Annotated in this window: 13 protein-coding genes and 1 pseudogene; 8 read left to right on the top strand and 6 right to left on the bottom strand. The window is 67.4% G+C overall.

What is annotated here, in order from left to right:
- Positions 1-170 precede the first annotated feature (170 nt).
- Complete coding sequence (locus tag K3F48_RS05790; RefSeq protein WP_222574476.1) at positions 171-1,526, top strand: N-acetylmuramoyl-L-alanine amidase; 1,356 nt, start codon at positions 171-173, stop codon at positions 1,524-1,526.
- A gap of 152 nt (positions 1,527-1,678) precedes the next feature.
- The gene (locus K3F48_RS05795; protein WP_222574477.1) at positions 1,679-4,099 is read left to right on the top strand and encodes a penicillin-binding protein 1A; all 2,421 of its coding nucleotides are present in this window, start codon (positions 1,679-1,681) and stop codon (positions 4,097-4,099) included.
- A 265-nt stretch (positions 4,100-4,364) separates the two neighbouring features.
- On the opposite strand, the gene ccmB is transcribed toward K3F48_RS05795, so the two are convergent.
- The 4 genes and pseudogenes from ccmB to K3F48_RS05810 form a co-directional block, all read right to left on the bottom strand.
- Positions 4,365-5,036, bottom strand: coding sequence for a heme exporter protein CcmB (gene ccmB / locus K3F48_RS05800; RefSeq protein WP_222574478.1), 672 nt, complete (start codon positions 5,034-5,036; stop codon positions 4,365-4,367).
- Complete coding sequence (ccmA, locus tag K3F48_RS05805) at positions 5,033-5,680, bottom strand: heme ABC exporter ATP-binding protein CcmA (protein WP_222574479.1); 648 nt, start codon at positions 5,678-5,680, stop codon at positions 5,033-5,035. Before ccmA ends, ccmB begins: the two co-directional genes overlap by 4 nt.
- A 97-nt stretch (positions 5,681-5,777) precedes the next feature.
- Positions 5,778-6,086 (bottom strand): DUF167 domain-containing protein, encoded by a 309-nt coding sequence (locus tag K3F48_RS24225; protein WP_370631365.1) that lies wholly within the window; start codon positions 6,084-6,086, stop codon positions 5,778-5,780.
- Positions 6,087-6,104: 18 nt separating this feature from the next.
- Positions 6,105-6,791 (bottom strand): annotated as a pseudogene (locus tag K3F48_RS05810) (spermidine synthase); the annotation flags it as partial.
- A gap of 490 nt (positions 6,792-7,281) precedes the next feature.
- Between K3F48_RS05810 and K3F48_RS05815 the strand changes: the two are divergent.
- The 6 genes from K3F48_RS05815 to K3F48_RS05840 all read left to right on the top strand — a co-directional run bounded on the left by K3F48_RS05815 (position 7,282) and on the right by K3F48_RS05840 (position 14,268).
- Positions 7,282-8,523: an aminotransferase class I/II-fold pyridoxal phosphate-dependent enzyme gene (locus K3F48_RS05815; RefSeq protein WP_222574481.1), complete on the top strand. Its 1,242-nt coding sequence runs from the start codon at positions 7,282-7,284 to the stop codon at positions 8,521-8,523.
- Positions 8,524-8,646: 123 nt separating this feature from the next.
- Entirely contained in the window at positions 8,647-9,834 is a 1,188-nt protein-coding gene (locus tag K3F48_RS05820; protein ID WP_222574482.1) for a hypothetical protein, read from the top strand.
- Positions 9,831-10,826: a fatty acid desaturase gene (locus K3F48_RS05825; RefSeq protein WP_222574483.1), complete on the top strand. Its 996-nt coding sequence runs from the start codon at positions 9,831-9,833 to the stop codon at positions 10,824-10,826. The genes K3F48_RS05820 and K3F48_RS05825 overlap by 4 nt, the downstream gene beginning before the upstream one ends.
- An 8-nt stretch (positions 10,827-10,834) precedes the next feature.
- The gene (locus K3F48_RS05830; protein WP_222574484.1) at positions 10,835-11,479 is read left to right on the top strand and encodes a sterol desaturase family protein; all 645 of its coding nucleotides are present in this window, start codon (positions 10,835-10,837) and stop codon (positions 11,477-11,479) included.
- A gap of 120 nt (positions 11,480-11,599) precedes the next feature.
- Positions 11,600-13,207: an ATP-binding protein gene (locus tag K3F48_RS05835; protein WP_222574485.1), complete on the top strand. Its 1,608-nt coding sequence runs from the start codon at positions 11,600-11,602 to the stop codon at positions 13,205-13,207.
- 41 nt (positions 13,208-13,248) lie between these two features.
- Positions 13,249-14,268, top strand: a complete 1,020-nt coding sequence (locus tag K3F48_RS05840) for a sensor histidine kinase (protein ID WP_222574486.1) — start codon at positions 13,249-13,251, stop codon at positions 14,266-14,268.
- An 8-nt stretch (positions 14,269-14,276) separates the two neighbouring features.
- On the opposite strand, the gene K3F48_RS05845 is transcribed toward K3F48_RS05840, so the two are convergent.
- Together K3F48_RS05845 and leuC are read right to left on the bottom strand one after the other, a co-directional pair.
- The gene (locus K3F48_RS05845) at positions 14,277-14,699 is read right to left on the bottom strand and encodes a metallopeptidase family protein (protein ID WP_222574487.1); all 423 of its coding nucleotides are present in this window, start codon (positions 14,697-14,699) and stop codon (positions 14,277-14,279) included.
- Between the two features lie 4 nt (positions 14,700-14,703).
- The gene (leuC, locus tag K3F48_RS05850) at positions 14,704-16,113 is read right to left on the bottom strand and encodes a 3-isopropylmalate dehydratase large subunit (RefSeq protein WP_222574488.1); all 1,410 of its coding nucleotides are present in this window, start codon (positions 16,111-16,113) and stop codon (positions 14,704-14,706) included.
- Positions 16,114-16,231 lie beyond the last annotated feature (118 nt).

Here is a 16,231-nt window from a genome sequence, read left to right on the forward strand (position 1 = left end):
CGGGAATCGAATCGCAGAGGCATCATCGCCACCGCCGCAGCGCCGGCGAGGGGGCACTGGTCAGTACCCCGGCTAACGAGCTGTTAACCAAAACGCAGCAAGTAGGATTTGCTCTCGCCCGCCGAGGCGGGCCGCGCCATACTGGCTCGGGAGCGAACGGGGCGGAAAACATGGGCTGGACGAGACCGACGGGGACCGTCGTCGAGCGCGACGGCGCACGGCGAGGGCGCGGTTTCGTCTTTGCCCTCGCCTCCCTGCTGTCGCTCGACCTTTCGGTCCTGGCCGCGCCGGCGAGTCCCAGCCGCGACACGGCGCCGGATCATTCGACAGCAGCGACGAAATCCCCCGCGGTCGAGGCCATAGCGGCCCGGCTCGAGCAGAAAAAGGGGCGCGCTCGGCTCGTCTTCGAGACGACAGCTGCGGTCGCCGCCACGGCCTTTCCGGTCGCCGACCCGCCCCGCATCGTCGTCGATCTGCCCGAGGTCGCCTTTCGTATCGATCCCGGCGCCGGCCAGCCCGCCCCGCGTCGCGGCGCGTCAGCGGCGGAGCCGGACGGATTGGTGCGGTCCTTCCGCTTCGGGCTTTTCGCGCCCGGCCGCTCGCGCATCGTCCTCGATCTCGCCGGGCCGGCGAAAATCCTGCGCGCGGAGAGCGAAGCCGATCAGAAAGAGCCGCGCCTCGTCGTCGAGCTCGAGCGGACCGACGCGGCGAGCTTCGCGGCCGCCGCCGCCGCCCATGCTCGGCCCGTCGCGCCGACGGCCGAGGCGGCGGCCCCGCCGCAGCCGGGCGACAAGCCGGTGCTCGTCATCGATCCGGGACATGGCGGCGTCGACGTCGGCGCGACCGGCGCCCATGGCGAGCAGGAGAAGGCTATCGTCCTCGATTTCGCCCGCACGCTGAAAGCCAGGCTCGAGGCGACGGGCAGGCTGCGCGTGGTGCTGACGCGCGAGGAGGACGTCTTCGTCGCTCTGGACGAGCGCGTTCGCGTCGCGCGTCGCGCGGGCGCAGAGCTGTTTCTCTCGATCCATGCGGACACTCTGGCCGAGACCAACGTCGAGGGCGCGACCGTCTATACCGCGTCGGGGCGCGCCTCGGACGCCGCGGCCGCCAAGACGGCGGAGAAGGAGAATCTCGCCGACCGCGCCGCGGGCCTCGACGCCGCGGCGGAGGAGGACGCGGCCGGCGTCGGCGACATTCTCTACGATCTCGCGCGCCGCGAAACGCGGGCGTACAGCCGCGTCTTCGCCCGCACGCTGGTCGCCTATTGGCGGACGTTCGGCCATCTCAACAAGAATCCCGACCGCTCCGCCGGATTTGTCGTGCTCAAGGCCTTCGACGTGCCTTCGGCTCTGCTCGAGCTCGGCTATCTGTCGAGCGCGAGCGATCTCGCGCGGCTGACCTCGGCCGAATGGCGGGAGCGCGCCGCGGATTCGACCGCGCAGGCGATCGACAGCTATTTCGCCGAACGAGACGAGCCGAAGACGGAGCCGGCCAAGGCGGTCGCCGCCAGCGCGCGCCCACAATAAAACATAAAACGCGCCGATAAGCCGCGGCGGCGGCCAAAGCGAACGATTCGCCGAACGGCTTGCCGCGGCGGCGAAATATGCTCTACACGGGACGCCGGCGGCGCGGCGCGCGCCAGATAATGTTGCGGCGTGTCCCTCAAGGATGAACATTCATGCGGCTGTTCGCCCGGTTTCTCGGATTCCTCTTCGCGACCGGCGCCATCGTCTTCCTGATCGGCGTGACGGCGGCTGCGGGCATAGTCTACATCTTCTCCAAGGACCTGCCGGACACGGCGCAATTGCGCAATTACGAGCCGCCGGTGACGACCCGCGTCCACGCCAATGACGGGTCGATCCTCGCCGAATATTCGCACGAGCGCCGCCTGTTCCTGCCGAGCGCCTCGATTCCGCCGCTGGTCAAGCAGGCCTTCATCTCGGCCGAGGACAAGAATTTCTACACGCATAATGGCGTCGACTTCGAGGGCATCGCCCGCGCCGTGTCGATCCTCGCCCAGGGCGGACGCCATATGCAGGGCGCCTCGACCATCACCCAGCAGGTGGCCAAGAACTTCCTCGTCGGCAATGAGCGCTCGATGGAGCGCAAGATCCGCGAGGCGCTGATCTCCTTCCGCATCGAGGCGGCCTATTCCAAGGACCGCATCCTCGAGCTCTATCTCAACGAGATCTATCTCGGCCTCGGCAATTACGGGGTCGCGGCGGCGGCGCTCAACTATTTCAACAAGTCGGTCTATGAGCTGACCGTCGCCGAGGCGGCCTATCTCGCCGCGCTCCCCAAGGCGCCGAACAACTATCACCCCTTCCTGCATCGCGAGCGGGCGATCGAGCGGCGCAACTATGTCATCGACCGCATGGTCGCCGACGGCGTCATCGCGCAGGCGGACGGCGACAAGGCGAAGACCGAGCCGCTCGGCGTCAATCCGCGCGTCACGTCGCCCAACACTTATGTCGCCGGATTTTTCGCCGAGGAAGTGCGCCGCGAGCTCTTGGAAAAATACGGGGACAAGAAGCTCTATGAGGGCGGGCTGTCGGTGCGCTCGACGCTCGACCCGAAGATGCAGGCGATCACCCGCAAGGCGCTCGCGGACGGCCTCGTTCGCTTCGACGAGGCGCATGGCTTCCGCGGGCCGATGCGCCATATCGACATCTCCTATGATTGGGGGCTGCCGCTCGCCGAGATTCCCGCGCTCGGCGATGTGAAGCCGTGGCGTCTCGCCGTGGTGCTCGAAACCTATGACGCCTATGCGCGCGTCGGCCTGCAGCCGGGACGCGAGAAGTCCGGCGAGGTGGCGCGCGAGCGCGAGACCGGCCAGCTGACGCAGGAAGGCATGCGCTGGGCCGGCCGCAGCGTCCGCGCGGCGCTCACGCCGGGCGATGTGGTCTATGTCGAGCCGCTGGCCGGCAAGCCGGGGCAGTTCCGCCTGCGGCAGATTCCGGAAATCTCCGGCGCCATGGTGGCGATGGACCCCTATACGGGCCGCGTCTTCTCCATGGTCGGCGGCTTCTCCTACGACCAGTCGGAGTTCAATCGCGCGACGCAGGCGCTGCGCCAGCCGGGCTCCTCGTTCAAGCCCTTCGTCTACGCCACGGCGCTCGACAATGGCTACACGCCGTCGTCGTCGATCCTCGACGAGCCGATCACCATCGTTCAGGCCAATGGCGAGAGCTGGACGCCGGAGAATTTCGAGGGCGGCCACGGCACGGGCGCGCACCCGCTGCGCTATGGCGTCGAGCATTCGAAGAACATGATGACGGTGCGCCTCGCCAAGGACGTCGGCATGCCGCTCATCGCCGAATACGCGAAGCGCTTCGGCATCTATGACGACATGCCGCTCTATCTGCCGATGGCGCTCGGCGCCGGCGAGACCACGGTGTTGCGCATGGTCACCGCCTATTCGATGCTGTGCAACGGCGGCAAGCGCATCAAGGCGACGCTGATCGACCGCATTCAGGACCGCTGGGGCCACACGCTCTACAAGCACGACGAGCGCCAGTGCCTCGGCTGCGACGCGCCCAAATGGGAAAACCAGAACGAGCCGAAGCTGATCGACAAGCGCGAGCAGGTGCTCGATCCGCTCACCGCTTATCAGATCACCTCGATCATGGAGGGGGTGATCGAGCGCGGCACCGGCCAGTCGATCAAGGCGGTCGGCAAGCATCTCGCCGGCAAGACCGGCACCACCAACGACGCCAAGGACCTGTGGTTCGTGGGCTTCTCGCCCGATCTCGCGGTCGGCGTCTATATCGGCTACGACCGGCCGCGTCCGGTCGGCGAGGGCAAGAGCGCGCAGGCGGCGACCTATGCGGCGCCGATCTTCCGCGACTTCATGACGGTGGCGCTGAAGGACAAGCCCGACGTGCCGTTCCGCGTGCCCCCGGGCATCAAGCTGATCTCGGTCGATGCGCATTCGGGCCTGCGCAGCAAGGGCCAGGGCTCGATCCTGGAGGCGTTCAAGCCGGGAACGGCCCCGCCCGATTCCTATTCGGCGGCCGGCTCCGACGGCGGGCTGCGCTCCGGCGGCGCGCAGGATGTCGACACGCAGCTCGGCGGCAGCGGGACCGGCGGACTGTATTGAGCGGGGGCGGGAGGGGATAAGGGGAAAAGCGCCACGGCGCAGATCGCGCTCTTCCTTCCTCCCACTTTGTGGGAGGAAGGTGGTCCGGCGCAGCCGGGTCGGGATGAGGGCGCCTCGGGTCTGCGCCTTCTTCTGAAGCGGCCGACTTTCTTTCGTATGCACTTTTGAAAATTCTGCGCGTTTCCGCGGACCCTCATCCGACCCGACTTCGTCGGGCCACCTTCTCCCGCGAGCGGGAGAAGGGAGCGCGCGTCGAGATTCCGCTCTACTCCCCCAAATGCCGCAAGGCCGCCGCCGCGGCGAAGGGGCAGAGGGCGAGCGACGCCAGGGTGATCGCGCAGAGAATGGCGAAGGGCGCGGCGAAGGGCACGGTTCCGCCGGAGGCCGCTCCGGCCGCAGACACGCCGAAAATCAGCACCGGGATCATCAAGGGCAGCGCCAGCAGCGCCATCAGCAGGCCGCCGCGCCGCAGCGTCACCGTCGCCGCCGCGCCGATCGCGCCGATCAGCGTCAGCGCCGGCGTGCCGGCGAGCAGCGTCGCCGTCACCGCGGCCAGCGCCGTCTCGTCCTGCTGCAGCATCAGGCCGAGCGCCGGCGCGGCCAGCGTCAGCGGCAGTCCGGTCGTCACCCAATGAGCCGCGCATTTGACCAGAACCACCAGCTCGAGCGGCGTCGCCGCGAGCGGGAAGAGGTCGAGCGACCCATCCTCCATATCGGCCTGGAACAGACGGTCGAGGCAGAGCAGGCTGGCGAGCAGAGCGGCGATCCACAGAATCGCCGGGCCGATGCGCGCCAGCAGATTGGGGTCCGGGCCGATGGCGAAAGGGACGATGGTCACCATCACCAGGAAGAACACGACCCCCATGGTCGTAGAGCCGCCGATGCGACGGGCGACGGCGAGATCGCGCAGGAACAGCGCCGGCAGAGGAGAATTCACGGCTTGCCTCCCAGCGCCAGCTCGTTCGCCCCGGCAAGGCCGAGCGGCTCATGGGTGGCGGCGACGATCATTCCGCCCTCGGCGAGATGCGCGCGCATCGCCTCGGCGAGCCGCTCGCGGGAGGCGCGATCGAGCGCGCTGGTCGGCTCGTCGAGCAGCCACAGCGGGCGGAAGGCGACGAGCAGGCGCGCGAGCGCGATGCGTCGCTTCTGGCCCGCCGACAGAATGGCGACGGGCGCGGCGCCGAGATGGGCGAGCCCGACCCGTTCCAGCGCCTGCGCCGGCGCGAGGCCGCGGCGGCCGTCGCCGCCGCCGAGAAAGCGCCCCCAGAACGCGAGATTTTCCAGCGCGGTAAGCGGCGCTTTCAGGCCGTCGGCATGGGCCAGGTAGTGAAGATGGGCGGCCGGCTCGTCCTCGCGCGTCCCGACGACCTCGATGCGCCCGCGGCGTATCGGCAGCAAGCCGGCGATGGCGCGCAAAAGCGTCGATTTGCCGGCGCCGTTGCGCCCGGTGACGACGAGCGCCTCGCCGCTCGTGAGCGAGAAGCCGAGGCCGTCGATGACCGGCCGGCCGCCGCGCTCGACGCAGAGATCCGTGACCCGCAAGCGCAGCGGCTGTGAATCGGGGGACGGGTCGGCGCTCATGGGCAAGGCAATAGGCCAAATCGCGTCGTGATGGAAAGAGCCCCCCTCGAGCCTTCATTCAGATGACGCAGACCAGCAGCTTCCGGGGCCGGGCGGCTCAAGTCCGGCGAAACGGGCCCGGAAGCTTCTGCGGCGCCGCGATCCGCAATTGCTTGTTGACGTTCATGCGGCCGAACACCACCTCGATCGCCGATGGCGGGACGCCGAATTCGCCAGCGAGAAAGCGCACCATATGATCGGTCGCCCGGCCTCGGCGCGGCGCCGTGGTCACGCTGACCTCAAGCTGATGGCCCCGGGGCTTGCCGATGGCGTCGCGGCTGGCGGCCGGGCGGCCCAGAATATTGACCACCAGCGTCTCGCCGTCCCACCAGAAAAACGGCCCGTCCTCCGCCGATTTGCGCGTCACGGATCGGCTCGGCCGCGTCCGCGGCGGCGAATCGGCGCGCGTTCCGAGCCAGATCACATGCCGCGCGCCGCCGCCGCGTCCATTGGCGCGCGCTCCGACCTCCTCCACGCCAAAGCCGGCCTTGCGCAACCGCGCGGAAAACGCCCGATCCGGCGCGCAGGACCACACGGACAGCACGCCGCCCGGGCGCAGCGCGGCGCGCGCCGCCCGCAATCCGTCGAGGCCATAAAGCCCGTCATTGGCGTCGCGCGTCAGGCCCTCGGGGCCATTGTCGACATCGAGGAGAATGGCGTCATAGCCGCCGCGGCCGGCGCGGATCAGCCGTCCGACATCCTCCACCTCTATGCGGACGCGCGGATCGCCGAGGCTATCGCCGAAAACCTCCGCCATCGGCCCCCGCGCCCAGGCCACGACGGCGGGCGCGAGCTCGGCGACGATGATCCACGCCCGCGGGCCGAGAGCGCCGAGCGCGGCGCGCAGGGTGAATCCCATGCCGAGCCCGCCGATGAGCACGCGGGGCTGCGCCCGCTCCGCGATTTTCGTGCAGGAGAGCGTGGCCAGCGCCTCCTCCGAGCCGCTGAGGCGGCTGTTCATCAGCTCGTTGGCCCCGAGCATGATGGAAAATTCCGCGCCTCGCCGCTTGAGCCGCAATTCTCCGTCGCCGCCGGGCACGGGAGCCGTATCGATGAGGGTCCAGGGGATCAAGAGACGGCTCATTCCTCGGAGGCTAAGCGCTCGTCGCGTGATAGCCCGAGGCGCGCTTCCGCGTCCAGCCGGCGGGGCAATGGGGCGAGTGCCGACGCCTCGCCCGCGCAGAGGAAGGGGGAGGGGCTTGCGAGGCTCGGGGCGGCGCAGGGCGATCGGGTGAAGGACAAAAATCCCGGAACCCTCGTCCTGAGGAGCCGCCGCAGGCGGCGTCTCGAAGGACGGCCGCAGCGCGAATTCAAAGGCTTCTCCCGATTGCCGCCCTTCGAGACGCCCGCTTCGCGGGCTCCTCAGGACGAGGACTCTGAGTCATTCTCCCTTCACCCGATCGCCCTGCGGGGCGGCGACGGATCGCTGGCGCTCCGAGGCCGAAGAATGCTAAGCCTGCGGGTCTGTGCGGGCGCCGTCGAGCAATCGGGCGCCCGCTCATCGTGAGGCGGCCGCTCGCCCGAAGGCGCGCGCGGCGACACAATCGGGACGGCGCATCAAGGTGGCGAAGCACAACAGCCTTTCGGATTACGCATCGAGACGATTTCGGTTCGCCGGCAATGCGCTCCTGCAATTCCACGATCCCTTCTTCGCCGAGATCGATCGGATGAGGAGCGAGTTCGAGGCGAGGGGAACGCATTTCGTCAGCTTCGCCAATTATGATTATCTCGGCCTCGCCAATCATCCCAAGATCGTCGAGGAGGCCGATCGCGAGCTGCATCGGCTCGGCGTCGGCGCGCTCGCGTCGCGCCTCGTCGGCGGCGAGCGCTCGACGCACAAGCCGTTCGAGGCCGAGATCGCCGAGTTTCTGGGCATGGAGAGCGCGCTGACGCTGGTCTCCGGCTATCTCGCCAATGTCACCACCATCTCCTGGCTGCTCGGCAAGCGCGACGCGCTGTTCATCGACGAGCTCGCCCATAACAGCATCGTCGCCGGCTGCGAGGGCTCGCCGGCCGAGACGATCAAGTTCCGCCACAACGACTTCGATCATTTGGAGCAGCTGCTGCGCGAGCGGCGCGAGGAGTTCCGCCATGCGCTGATCGTCGTCGAGGGCATCTACAGCATGGACGGCGACACCGCCGACCTGCCGCGGCTCGTCGAGATCAAGGAGAGGCATGACGCCTGGCTGATGGTCGACGAGGCGCATTCGCTCGGCGTGCTGGGCGAGACCGGGCGCGGCCTCGCCGAATTGCAGGGCGTCGATCCCAATCGATTGGATCTCGTCGTCGGCACCATGTCGAAGACGCTCGCCTCCTGCGGCGGCTTCGTCTGCGCGAAGAAGCCGGTCATCGACTGGTTCCGCTACACGCTGCCTGGCTTCGTCTACTCCGTCGGCCTCTCGCCGGTGATCCTCGCCTCGGCGCGCACGGCGCTGCGGCTGATGCAGGAGGAGAATTGGCGCGTCGGCAAGCTCGCGCGCAACGCCGAATTCTTCCGCGATCACGCGCACGCCAATGGGCTGAGCACCGGCCCCGCGATCGGGCGCGGCGTGGTGCCGATCCTGTTCCAGGACAGCGTCGAGACCATGTGGGCCTCGCAGCATCTTTTGGAGAAGGGATTCTACGTGCCGCCGATCGTGCAGATCGGCGTGCCCAAGGACCAGCCGCGGCTGCGCTTCTTCCTTTCCGCCAGTCATTCGGAGGAGGAGATTCGCGGCGTCGTGGAGGCGCTGCGCGATCTGCCGCCGGTCGCCGCGGAAGCGCATGAATTGGTGAGAAAGGCGATGGCGGGGGCCGCAGGGTGAAAGCGAATAGAGAGTAGCGAATAGCGAATAGCCCCTACTCGCTATTCGCTATTTCGCTACTCGCCTTTCTCCGCGTCGTTTTGCCCGCTTTCGCCCGCCTCACAGGCTCGATAGGTGTTTCACATGGCCGGCATCGAGATTCTTCCCGTCGATAGCCTCTCGAGGTTTCTGACCTTCTGCAAGCTGCCGCGCCTTCTCTACAAGGGCGAGAAGGGTTTCGCGCCTCCGCTCGACGCCGAGCGCTGGACGGTCTACGGCCATAAGCTCAATCCGCATTTCAAGCTGGTCGAGGCGCAGGAGTTTCTGGCGCGGCGCAACGGACAATGGGTCGGCCGCATCGCGGCACAGATCTACAAGCCGCCGATAGAGCCGGTCGGCGCCTCGCGCGCGCAATGGGGCACGCTCGACGCGATCGACGATCTCGAGGTGGTGCGCGCGCTGACCGAGGCGGCGGAAGCCTGGCTCGGCGCGCGCGGGGCCGAGCGGATCAACGGCCCCTTCTCGCCGTCGATCAATGCGGAACTGGGCATGCTGGTCGAGGGGTTCGACGCGACGCCCATGATCTTGATGCCCTGGCATCCCCGCTATCTCTCGCGCCACGTCGAGGCGCTCGGCTATACGAAGGCGCGCGATCTCATCTCTTATCGCTACATCACGGCGGAGCAGGATTTCCGCGATAATCTGCGCATCGCCGAGCGGCGCGAGTGGCGCAACCGGCTGAAGATCCGTCAGCTCGATCTCGAACGGCTGAAGAAGGGCGAGACGGCGTTGATGGCGGAGCTGTTCAACGACGGCTGGCGCGACAATTGGGGTTTCGTCCCCTTCCTCAAGGAAGAGTTCGACGCCTCGGCCGATGTGCTGAAATATATCATGCCGCCGGAGTTCGGCATCGTCGTCGAGCTCGACGGCGTTCCGCAATCCTTCGCCGTCACCCTTCCCAATCTGCACGAGATCACCGCCGATTTCGACGGCCGGCTGCTGCCGTTCAACCTGCCGCGGCTGATCTCGCGTTTCCGCAAGCACAAGTTCCGCACCGCGCGCCTCGCTCTGCTCGGCACGCGCAAGACGCTGCAGAACAGCGCCACCGGCGGCGCCATTCTCCTCGCGATGATCGAGGAGATGCGCCAGCGCGGACGCAATGCGCAGATCGTCCAATTCGAGGCCGGCTGGGTGCTCGAGGACAATATGGGCATGCGCAAGCCGATCGAGATGTTCGGCGGCCAGATCGACAAGATTCACCGCATCTATGAGAAGCATTTGCCGGGCGGCGCGGGAGCGCCCGCGCCGGTCACGCAAGAGGCGACGCCATGAATGTCATCTCTATTTCCGCGACATCCTCGGCCGACCGCTCGCATGTGGAGCGGCGGCGGCTCATCCTCGAGGCGCATCCCGAAGTGAAAAGCCTCTTCGGCAAGGACGACGTCACCTTCAAGATCACCGCGGCGATTTTCGCCGGGCAATTGCTGATCGCCGCCATTCTCGGATGGCTCGGCCTCGCCTATTGGCCGCTCGCCCTGCTGCTGGCGATCTCTATCGGGGCCTTCGCCAATCACGCCAATTTCGTCGTCATTCACGACGCGATTCATAATTGCGTGTTCGAGAGCACCTTCGCCAACAAGCTTACGGCGCTGCTCGCCGATCTCCCCAACGCCTTTCCGACGGCGATGGGGTTTCGCTGCTATCACATCAAGCATCATTCGCATCTCTCGGCCTATGATTACGACGCCGATATTCCGAGCCGCTGGGAGGCGGATTGGGTCGGAAGCAGCACATGGCGCAAGGCGGCGTGGCTGTTCTTCTTCCCGGCCGTGCAGCTCGCGCGCCTGTCGCGGCTCAAGGGCACGGTGCCGATCATGGGCCTCTGGACCTATGTGAACATCGCCGTCATCGCCGCCTTCGACGTCTTCGTGCTGTGGGCTTTCGGCCCCAATGCGCTGCTCTATTTGTTCCTGTCCTTCTGGTTCTCGGTCGGCGGGCTGCATCCGTTGAGCGCGCGCTGGGTGCAGGAGCATTTCGCCTTCGGCCCGAACCAGGGCACGTTCGACTATTACGGCCCGCTCAACACGCTCGCGCTCAACATCGGCTATCACAACGAGCATCATGATTTTCACGAGATCCCGTGGCGGCGCCTGCCCGAGCTCACCAAAATGGCGCCCGAGTTCTACGAGCCGCTCGCTTGTCACCGCTCCTGGTTCGCTCTGCTCGTGACTTTCGTGTTCGATCCGCGCTACTCGCTGCGGACGCGCTCGGCCAATGTGGAGCTCGCCAGCGCCTCTCAGGCGATTCCCGTCCCCGCAGAATAGTGGAAACGATGACAGCGACCGAACACGATGCGCTCGCGGCCTCGCCGCGCCTCTTCGAGAGCGATGTTCTCGACAAGCTCTCGCGCGTCCACCATCTGACCCCGCCGCTCGTCTACGGCCCGATCATTCTCTGGCTGCTCGCCTACGCCAGCGGCTATGCGGGCGCGGGCGAGATCACGCTCGCCTTCGTCGTCGGCTATCTGGCGTGGACGCTCACCGAATATTTCGGCCATCGCTTCCTCTTCCACACCGTGTTCTCGCTGCCCTTCGGGCTCGGACCGCGCTTCCAATTTCTCATTCACGGCGTGCATCACATCTATCCGAACGATCCGCTGCGGCTGGTCATGCCGCCGCTGCTGTCGGCCCCGATCATGCTGATCGCGCTGACGCTGATCCGGCTCGTGTTCGGTGGCGCTTTCGCCTGGCCGACGCTCGCCGGCTTCATCGCCGGCTATGTGCTGTACGACTGCGTGCACTATTGGACGCATCACGGCCAGCCGAAGTCCGAGCTCGGGCGCCTGGTGCGCCGGCTGCATATGCTGCATCATTTCCGCGATCCGGAGCGCGGCTTCGGCGTTCACGCCATCTGGTGGGATTATGCCTTCGGCACCGCTTACGAGAAGGGCCAGACGCCGGGAACGCACGCCGTGTGAGCGCGCGCGTTTTCGCGTCGAATCCGCGCACTACAAGAATCCCCGACGCGGTCATAAATGAGCCGTGGGGAAGGGGAATGCTGAAGGCGCGGCGCAGGCTGCGGCGGTCGGACCGCTCACATGTCTCATGTCCGAGGATCGGAAAGCTCCGTGGCGGCGCATCCGAAGATCCTGAGGGAAGGGGCCGGCGGCGTCCGCGCCCTCGTCTCCGCATTCGCGGGCCGGCTGGCGACGCTGTATCATTCGCCGCTGTCCTGGCGCATCGCCCTCGGCGCCGCGGCGGCGCTCGTCGGCGTCGTGTGGCGGCTGCTCGTCGGCGGCGACGTCAGCCGCTACCCTTACGTTACCTTCTACCTGCCGGTGCTCTTTGCTTCCTTCGCCGGCGGCGCCGTGTCCGGTTCGCTGGCGCTGCTGCTCGGCGCTTTGGCGGCGCTGCTCTGGTTCACGACAATGGCGGGCGCGCAGGACGCGCTGGCGCTGCTCATCTTCCTCGGCGCCAATGCCGTCATCGTCTTCGTCGGCGAAGCCTTTCAGCGCACCTTGACGCATGTCGACAATCTGGAGACTCGCCACGCCGTCGAGCGGCTCGCGGCGCAAAATGCGATGCTGGTCGAGCAATTCGGCGCTGTGGCGCTGGCGGCGCCCGGCGTCGTCTTCTCCTTCCGGCTGGACGCTTCCGGCCGGGGCTCCTGCCCCTATCTCGCCGAGAATGTGCGGACCGTCTTCGGCGTCGCGCCCGACGACATCATGGGCGACGCCGCGCCCATGCTCCGCCGCATCGATCCGCAGGATGCGGAGCGCATGCGCGCGAGCTTCGCGCGCTCGGCCGCGCAGATGACGCTGCTGCGCGAGGAATTCCGCTTCGAGCATCCGACGAAAGGGCGGATCTGGCTGGAGACGCAGGCGCAGCCGGTGCGTCAGGCGGATGGGGCCATGATCTGGCACGGCTACGCCCAGGACGTCACCGAGCGCAAGCTCGAGGAAGCGGCGCGGCGCGCCGCCGAGCAGGCGCTCGAACAGCGCATCGTCGAGCTCGAGCGCGCCAATGAGCGCCTCGCGCGCTTCGCTTATGTCGCCTCGCATGATCTGCAGGAGCCGCTGCGCAAGATCGTCGCCTTCTCGCAAATGCTCGACGCCGCCATCGCCGCGACGGATTACGCGGATGTCGGGCACGCGGGCGAGGTGATGCGCCGCTCGGCGCTGCGCGCGCGCGAGCTCGTCGACGATCTGCTGGTCTATTCGCGGCTGACCGACGCGCCGCTGAAGCTGCAGCGGCGCGATCTGCGCGTCGAGATCCAGTCCGCCCTGACGGATCTCTCGGAGCTGATCGAGGAATCGAAAGCGGATATTCATCTCGACGCGCCGAATGTGGAGTTCTCGGTCGACCCTCCGCAATTCGCGCGGCTCATGCATAATCTCGTCAGCAATGCGATCAAGTTTCGTCGCCCGGGCGAGACGCCGCGCATCGCCATTTCGGCGCGCGTCGAGAAGGACGTTCTGCGCCTGCGCGTCTGCGACGAGGGCGTCGGCTTCGAGGCGAAATATGCGAAGGCGATTTTCGAGCCGTTCAAGCGGCTGCACAGCAAGGCGCAATATCCCGGCACCGGCATCGGCCTCGCCATCTGCAGGACCATCGCCGAGCGCCACGGCTGGACGCTGACCGCCTGCTCGCAGCCCCAGCAGGGCGCGACCTTCGAGCTGGCGATGCCGATCGACAGTCCCGCGTGACGCGCGAAAGCCGCGCGTCAGGCGCAGGAGGAGGAACGACCATGCTCCTCGCCGCGGCGAAGCGAAGCCGCGCTTGGCCCAAATGGATGCGCTATGCCGGCGCCACAGCGCTCGCGTTGCTCGCTTTTCTCGTCCAGCTGCTGCTCCGTCAGGATTTTCCGCCGCATCTCTTCTTCGCGCTCGCGCTTCCGGCCGTCCTCTTCTCCGTCACGCTGTTCGGCGGCAATCCGGCGGCCTGGTCGGTCGCGGTGAGCGCCTCCCTGACTGGCTATTTTCTGCTGGATCCTCCCGGCTTCGCGATTGCCGGCCCGGTCGACGCCATGGCGCTGGTGCTGTTCATCGGCATGTCGTCGCTGCTGATCTTCGTCGTCGAGGATCTCGTTCGGGAACTCGATCGGGCGACGCTCGACGCCACCGCCGCGAAAGGCGCGCTAAACAGCCTCTCCGAAGCGGACCGGCTGAAGGATCTGCTTCTGCAGGAAATGGCGCACCGGACCAAGAATGATCTGCAGTTTTTGTCCTCCATGCTCCAGATCGAGGGCCGCGCGCTCGAGGAGGGGAGAGGCAGGGCCTCGCTGCTCGCGGCGGCGAGCCGCATGTCAGTGGTGGGTCGCGTCCACTCGCTCCTGCAGCGCGGCGGCTGCGCTCGGGTGGACATGCAGCCGCTCATCGACGATCTCTGCGCCGATCTGCGCGTCTCGCTCGTCGGCCTGCGGCCGATCGCGCTCAGGGCCGAAGTCGAATGGGGGCTTCTGCCGGTCGATGCGGCGCGCTCGATCGCGCTGATCGTCAATGAGCTGGTCACCAACGCGCTCAAGCACGCCTTCCCCGACGACCGCCTGGGAACGGTGATCGTCCGCCTGAGGCGCGACGAGGACATGCTGCATTTGCTCGTCGAGGACGATGGAGTCGGCCTTTCCGCCACCGGACCGACATCGAAGGACGTCGCCTTGGGACAAAAGCTCGTGCGCTCGCTCGCCCAGCAGCTCGGCGGCGTCCTCCGCATCGCCCCCGCGGAGAAGGGAATGCGCTGCGAGCTGCGCCTTGCCGCGCCGGCGTGAAACGAAGCTCACCCGGCCCGCTGCTCGATCTCCTCGATGTCCTCGTCCGAGAGGCCGAAATGATGGCCGATCTCATGCACGAGGACGTGCGTCACGACCTCCTGCAGCGTATCCTCGCCGTCCGCCCAATAGTCGAGGATCGGGCGGCGGTAGAGCCAGATCATGTTGGGCGGCTCGCCGGTGCGCGACACGGCCTCGCGCTGCGCGAGACCCTGGCCGCGAAACAGCCCCAGGAGATCGAACTCCGTCTCGCATTCCATCTCCTCGAGGATCTCCTCGTCCGGAAAATCCTCGACATGGATCACGAGCCCTTCGCACAGGCGCGTGAAGCGCGACGGCAGCGCAGCGAAAGCGGCGTCGGCCAGCACCTCGAGGTCCTCGAGAGTGGGCGCCCGCAGCTGGGCGAGAGCGCTGTCGTCGAGCGGGGCCATGGCGCTATCTCCAGCTGCGCACATCCACGAAGCGGCCGGCGATCGCCGCCGCCGCCGCCATGGCGGGCGAAACGAGATGCGTGCGGCCCTTATAGCCCTGGCGGCCCTCGAAATTGCGGTTCGAGGTCGAGGCGCAGCGCTCGCCGGGCGCGAGGCGATCGGGATTCATCGCGAGGCACATGGAGCAGCCGGGCTCGCGCCATTCGAAGCCGGCGGCGACGAAGACCTTGTCCAGCCCTTCGGCCTCGGCCTGCGCCTTCACGAGGCCGGAGCCCGGAACGACAATGGCGTTTACCCGCGGGTTGATGGATTTGCCGGCGATCATCGCCGCGGCGGCGCGCAGATCCTCGATGCGGCCATTGGTGCACGAGCCGATGAAGACGCGGTCGATGGCGATGTCGCTGGCCTTCTCGCCGCCCTTCAGGCCCATATAGTCGAGCGCCCGCGCGATGGCCGCGCGCTTGGCCGGATTGGCGACGCTGTCCGGCGTCGGCACCAGGCCGGTGATCGGCATCACGTCCTCGGGCGAGGTGCCCCAGGTCAGCGTCGGCGGCAGGCTCGCCGCATCCAGCACGATCACGCGATCATAATGCGCGCCCTCGTCGCTGCGCAGCGTGTCCCAGTAGCGGCAGGCGGCCTCGAAAGCCTCCTCCTTCGGGGCTTTCGGCCGGCCGCGCAGATAGTCGTAGGTCTTCTCGTCCGGAGCGACGAGGCCGGCGCGGGCGCCGCCCTCGATCGACATGTTGCAGACGGTCATGCGGCCCTCGATCGAAAGATCGCGGATCGCCTCGCCCGCATATTCGATCACATGTCCGGTGCCGCCGGCCGTGCCGATCTCGCCGATGATGGCCAGGATGATGTCCTTCGCGGTCGCGCCCTCGGCCAGCTTGCCGTCGACGCGCACCAGCATATTGGCGGCCTTCTTCTGGATCAGCGTCTGCGTCGCCAGGACATGCTCGACTTCCGAGGTGCCGATGCCATGGGCGAGCGCGCCGAAGGCGCCATGCGTCGAGGTGTGGCTGTCGCCGCAGACGATGGTCGAGCCCGGCAGCGTGAAGCCCTGCTCCGGCCCGACGATATGGACGACGCCCTGACGCGCGTCATGCTCGTTGTAATATTCGACGCCGAATTCGGCGGCGTTGATGGCGAGCTGCTCGACCTGCGCCTTGCTCTCGGGGTCCTCGATCGGCTTGGAGCGGTCGGTGGTCGGCACATTATGGTCGACGACGGCGAGCGTGCGCTCGGGCGCGCGGAGCTTGCGCCCCGCGGCGCGCAGCCCCTCGAAGGCTTGCGGGCTCGTCACCTCATGGACGAGATGGCGGTCGATATAGATGAGGCACGCCCCGTCCTCCTGCTGCTGGACGAGGTGATCGTCCCAGATCTTGTCGTAGAGGGTGCGCGGGCCTGCTGACATTTTTCTGTTCCTCGACGACGCGTGACTCTCGAGAAGGCGCTCGGGAGGGAGTGAATCCCCCGAGTCTCGGGGAACACCCCACCCCGTCCGGCTTCGCCGGCCGACCCTCCCCCTCGAG

This window comes from Methylosinus sp. Sm6 (assembly GCF_019802345.1).
Taxonomy (GTDB): Bacteria; Pseudomonadota; Alphaproteobacteria; order Rhizobiales; family Beijerinckiaceae; genus Methylosinus.

Coding starts and splice junctions, on each gene's coding strand:
- leuC (WP_222574488.1), bottom strand. CDS start 16,113: ATGTCAGCAGGCCCGCGCACCCTCTACGACAAGATCTGGGACGATCAC.
- K3F48_RS05825 (WP_222574483.1), top strand. CDS start 9,831: ATGAATGTCATCTCTATTTCCGCGACATCCTCGGCCGACCGCTCGCAT.
- K3F48_RS05830 (WP_222574484.1), top strand. CDS start 10,835: ATGACAGCGACCGAACACGATGCGCTCGCGGCCTCGCCGCGCCTCTTC.
- K3F48_RS05845 (WP_222574487.1), bottom strand. CDS start 14,699: ATGGCCCCGCTCGACGACAGCGCTCTCGCCCAGCTGCGGGCGCCCACT.
- K3F48_RS05840 (WP_222574486.1), top strand. CDS start 13,249: ATGCTCCTCGCCGCGGCGAAGCGAAGCCGCGCTTGGCCCAAATGGATG.
- K3F48_RS05835 (WP_222574485.1), top strand. CDS start 11,600: ATGTCTCATGTCCGAGGATCGGAAAGCTCCGTGGCGGCGCATCCGAAG.
- ccmA (WP_222574479.1), bottom strand. CDS start 5,680: ATGAGCGCCGACCCGTCCCCCGATTCACAGCCGCTGCGCTTGCGGGTC.
- K3F48_RS05820 (WP_222574482.1), top strand. CDS start 8,647: ATGGCCGGCATCGAGATTCTTCCCGTCGATAGCCTCTCGAGGTTTCTG.
- K3F48_RS05795 (WP_222574477.1), top strand. CDS start 1,679: ATGCGGCTGTTCGCCCGGTTTCTCGGATTCCTCTTCGCGACCGGCGCC.
- K3F48_RS05790 (WP_222574476.1), top strand. CDS start 171: ATGGGCTGGACGAGACCGACGGGGACCGTCGTCGAGCGCGACGGCGCA.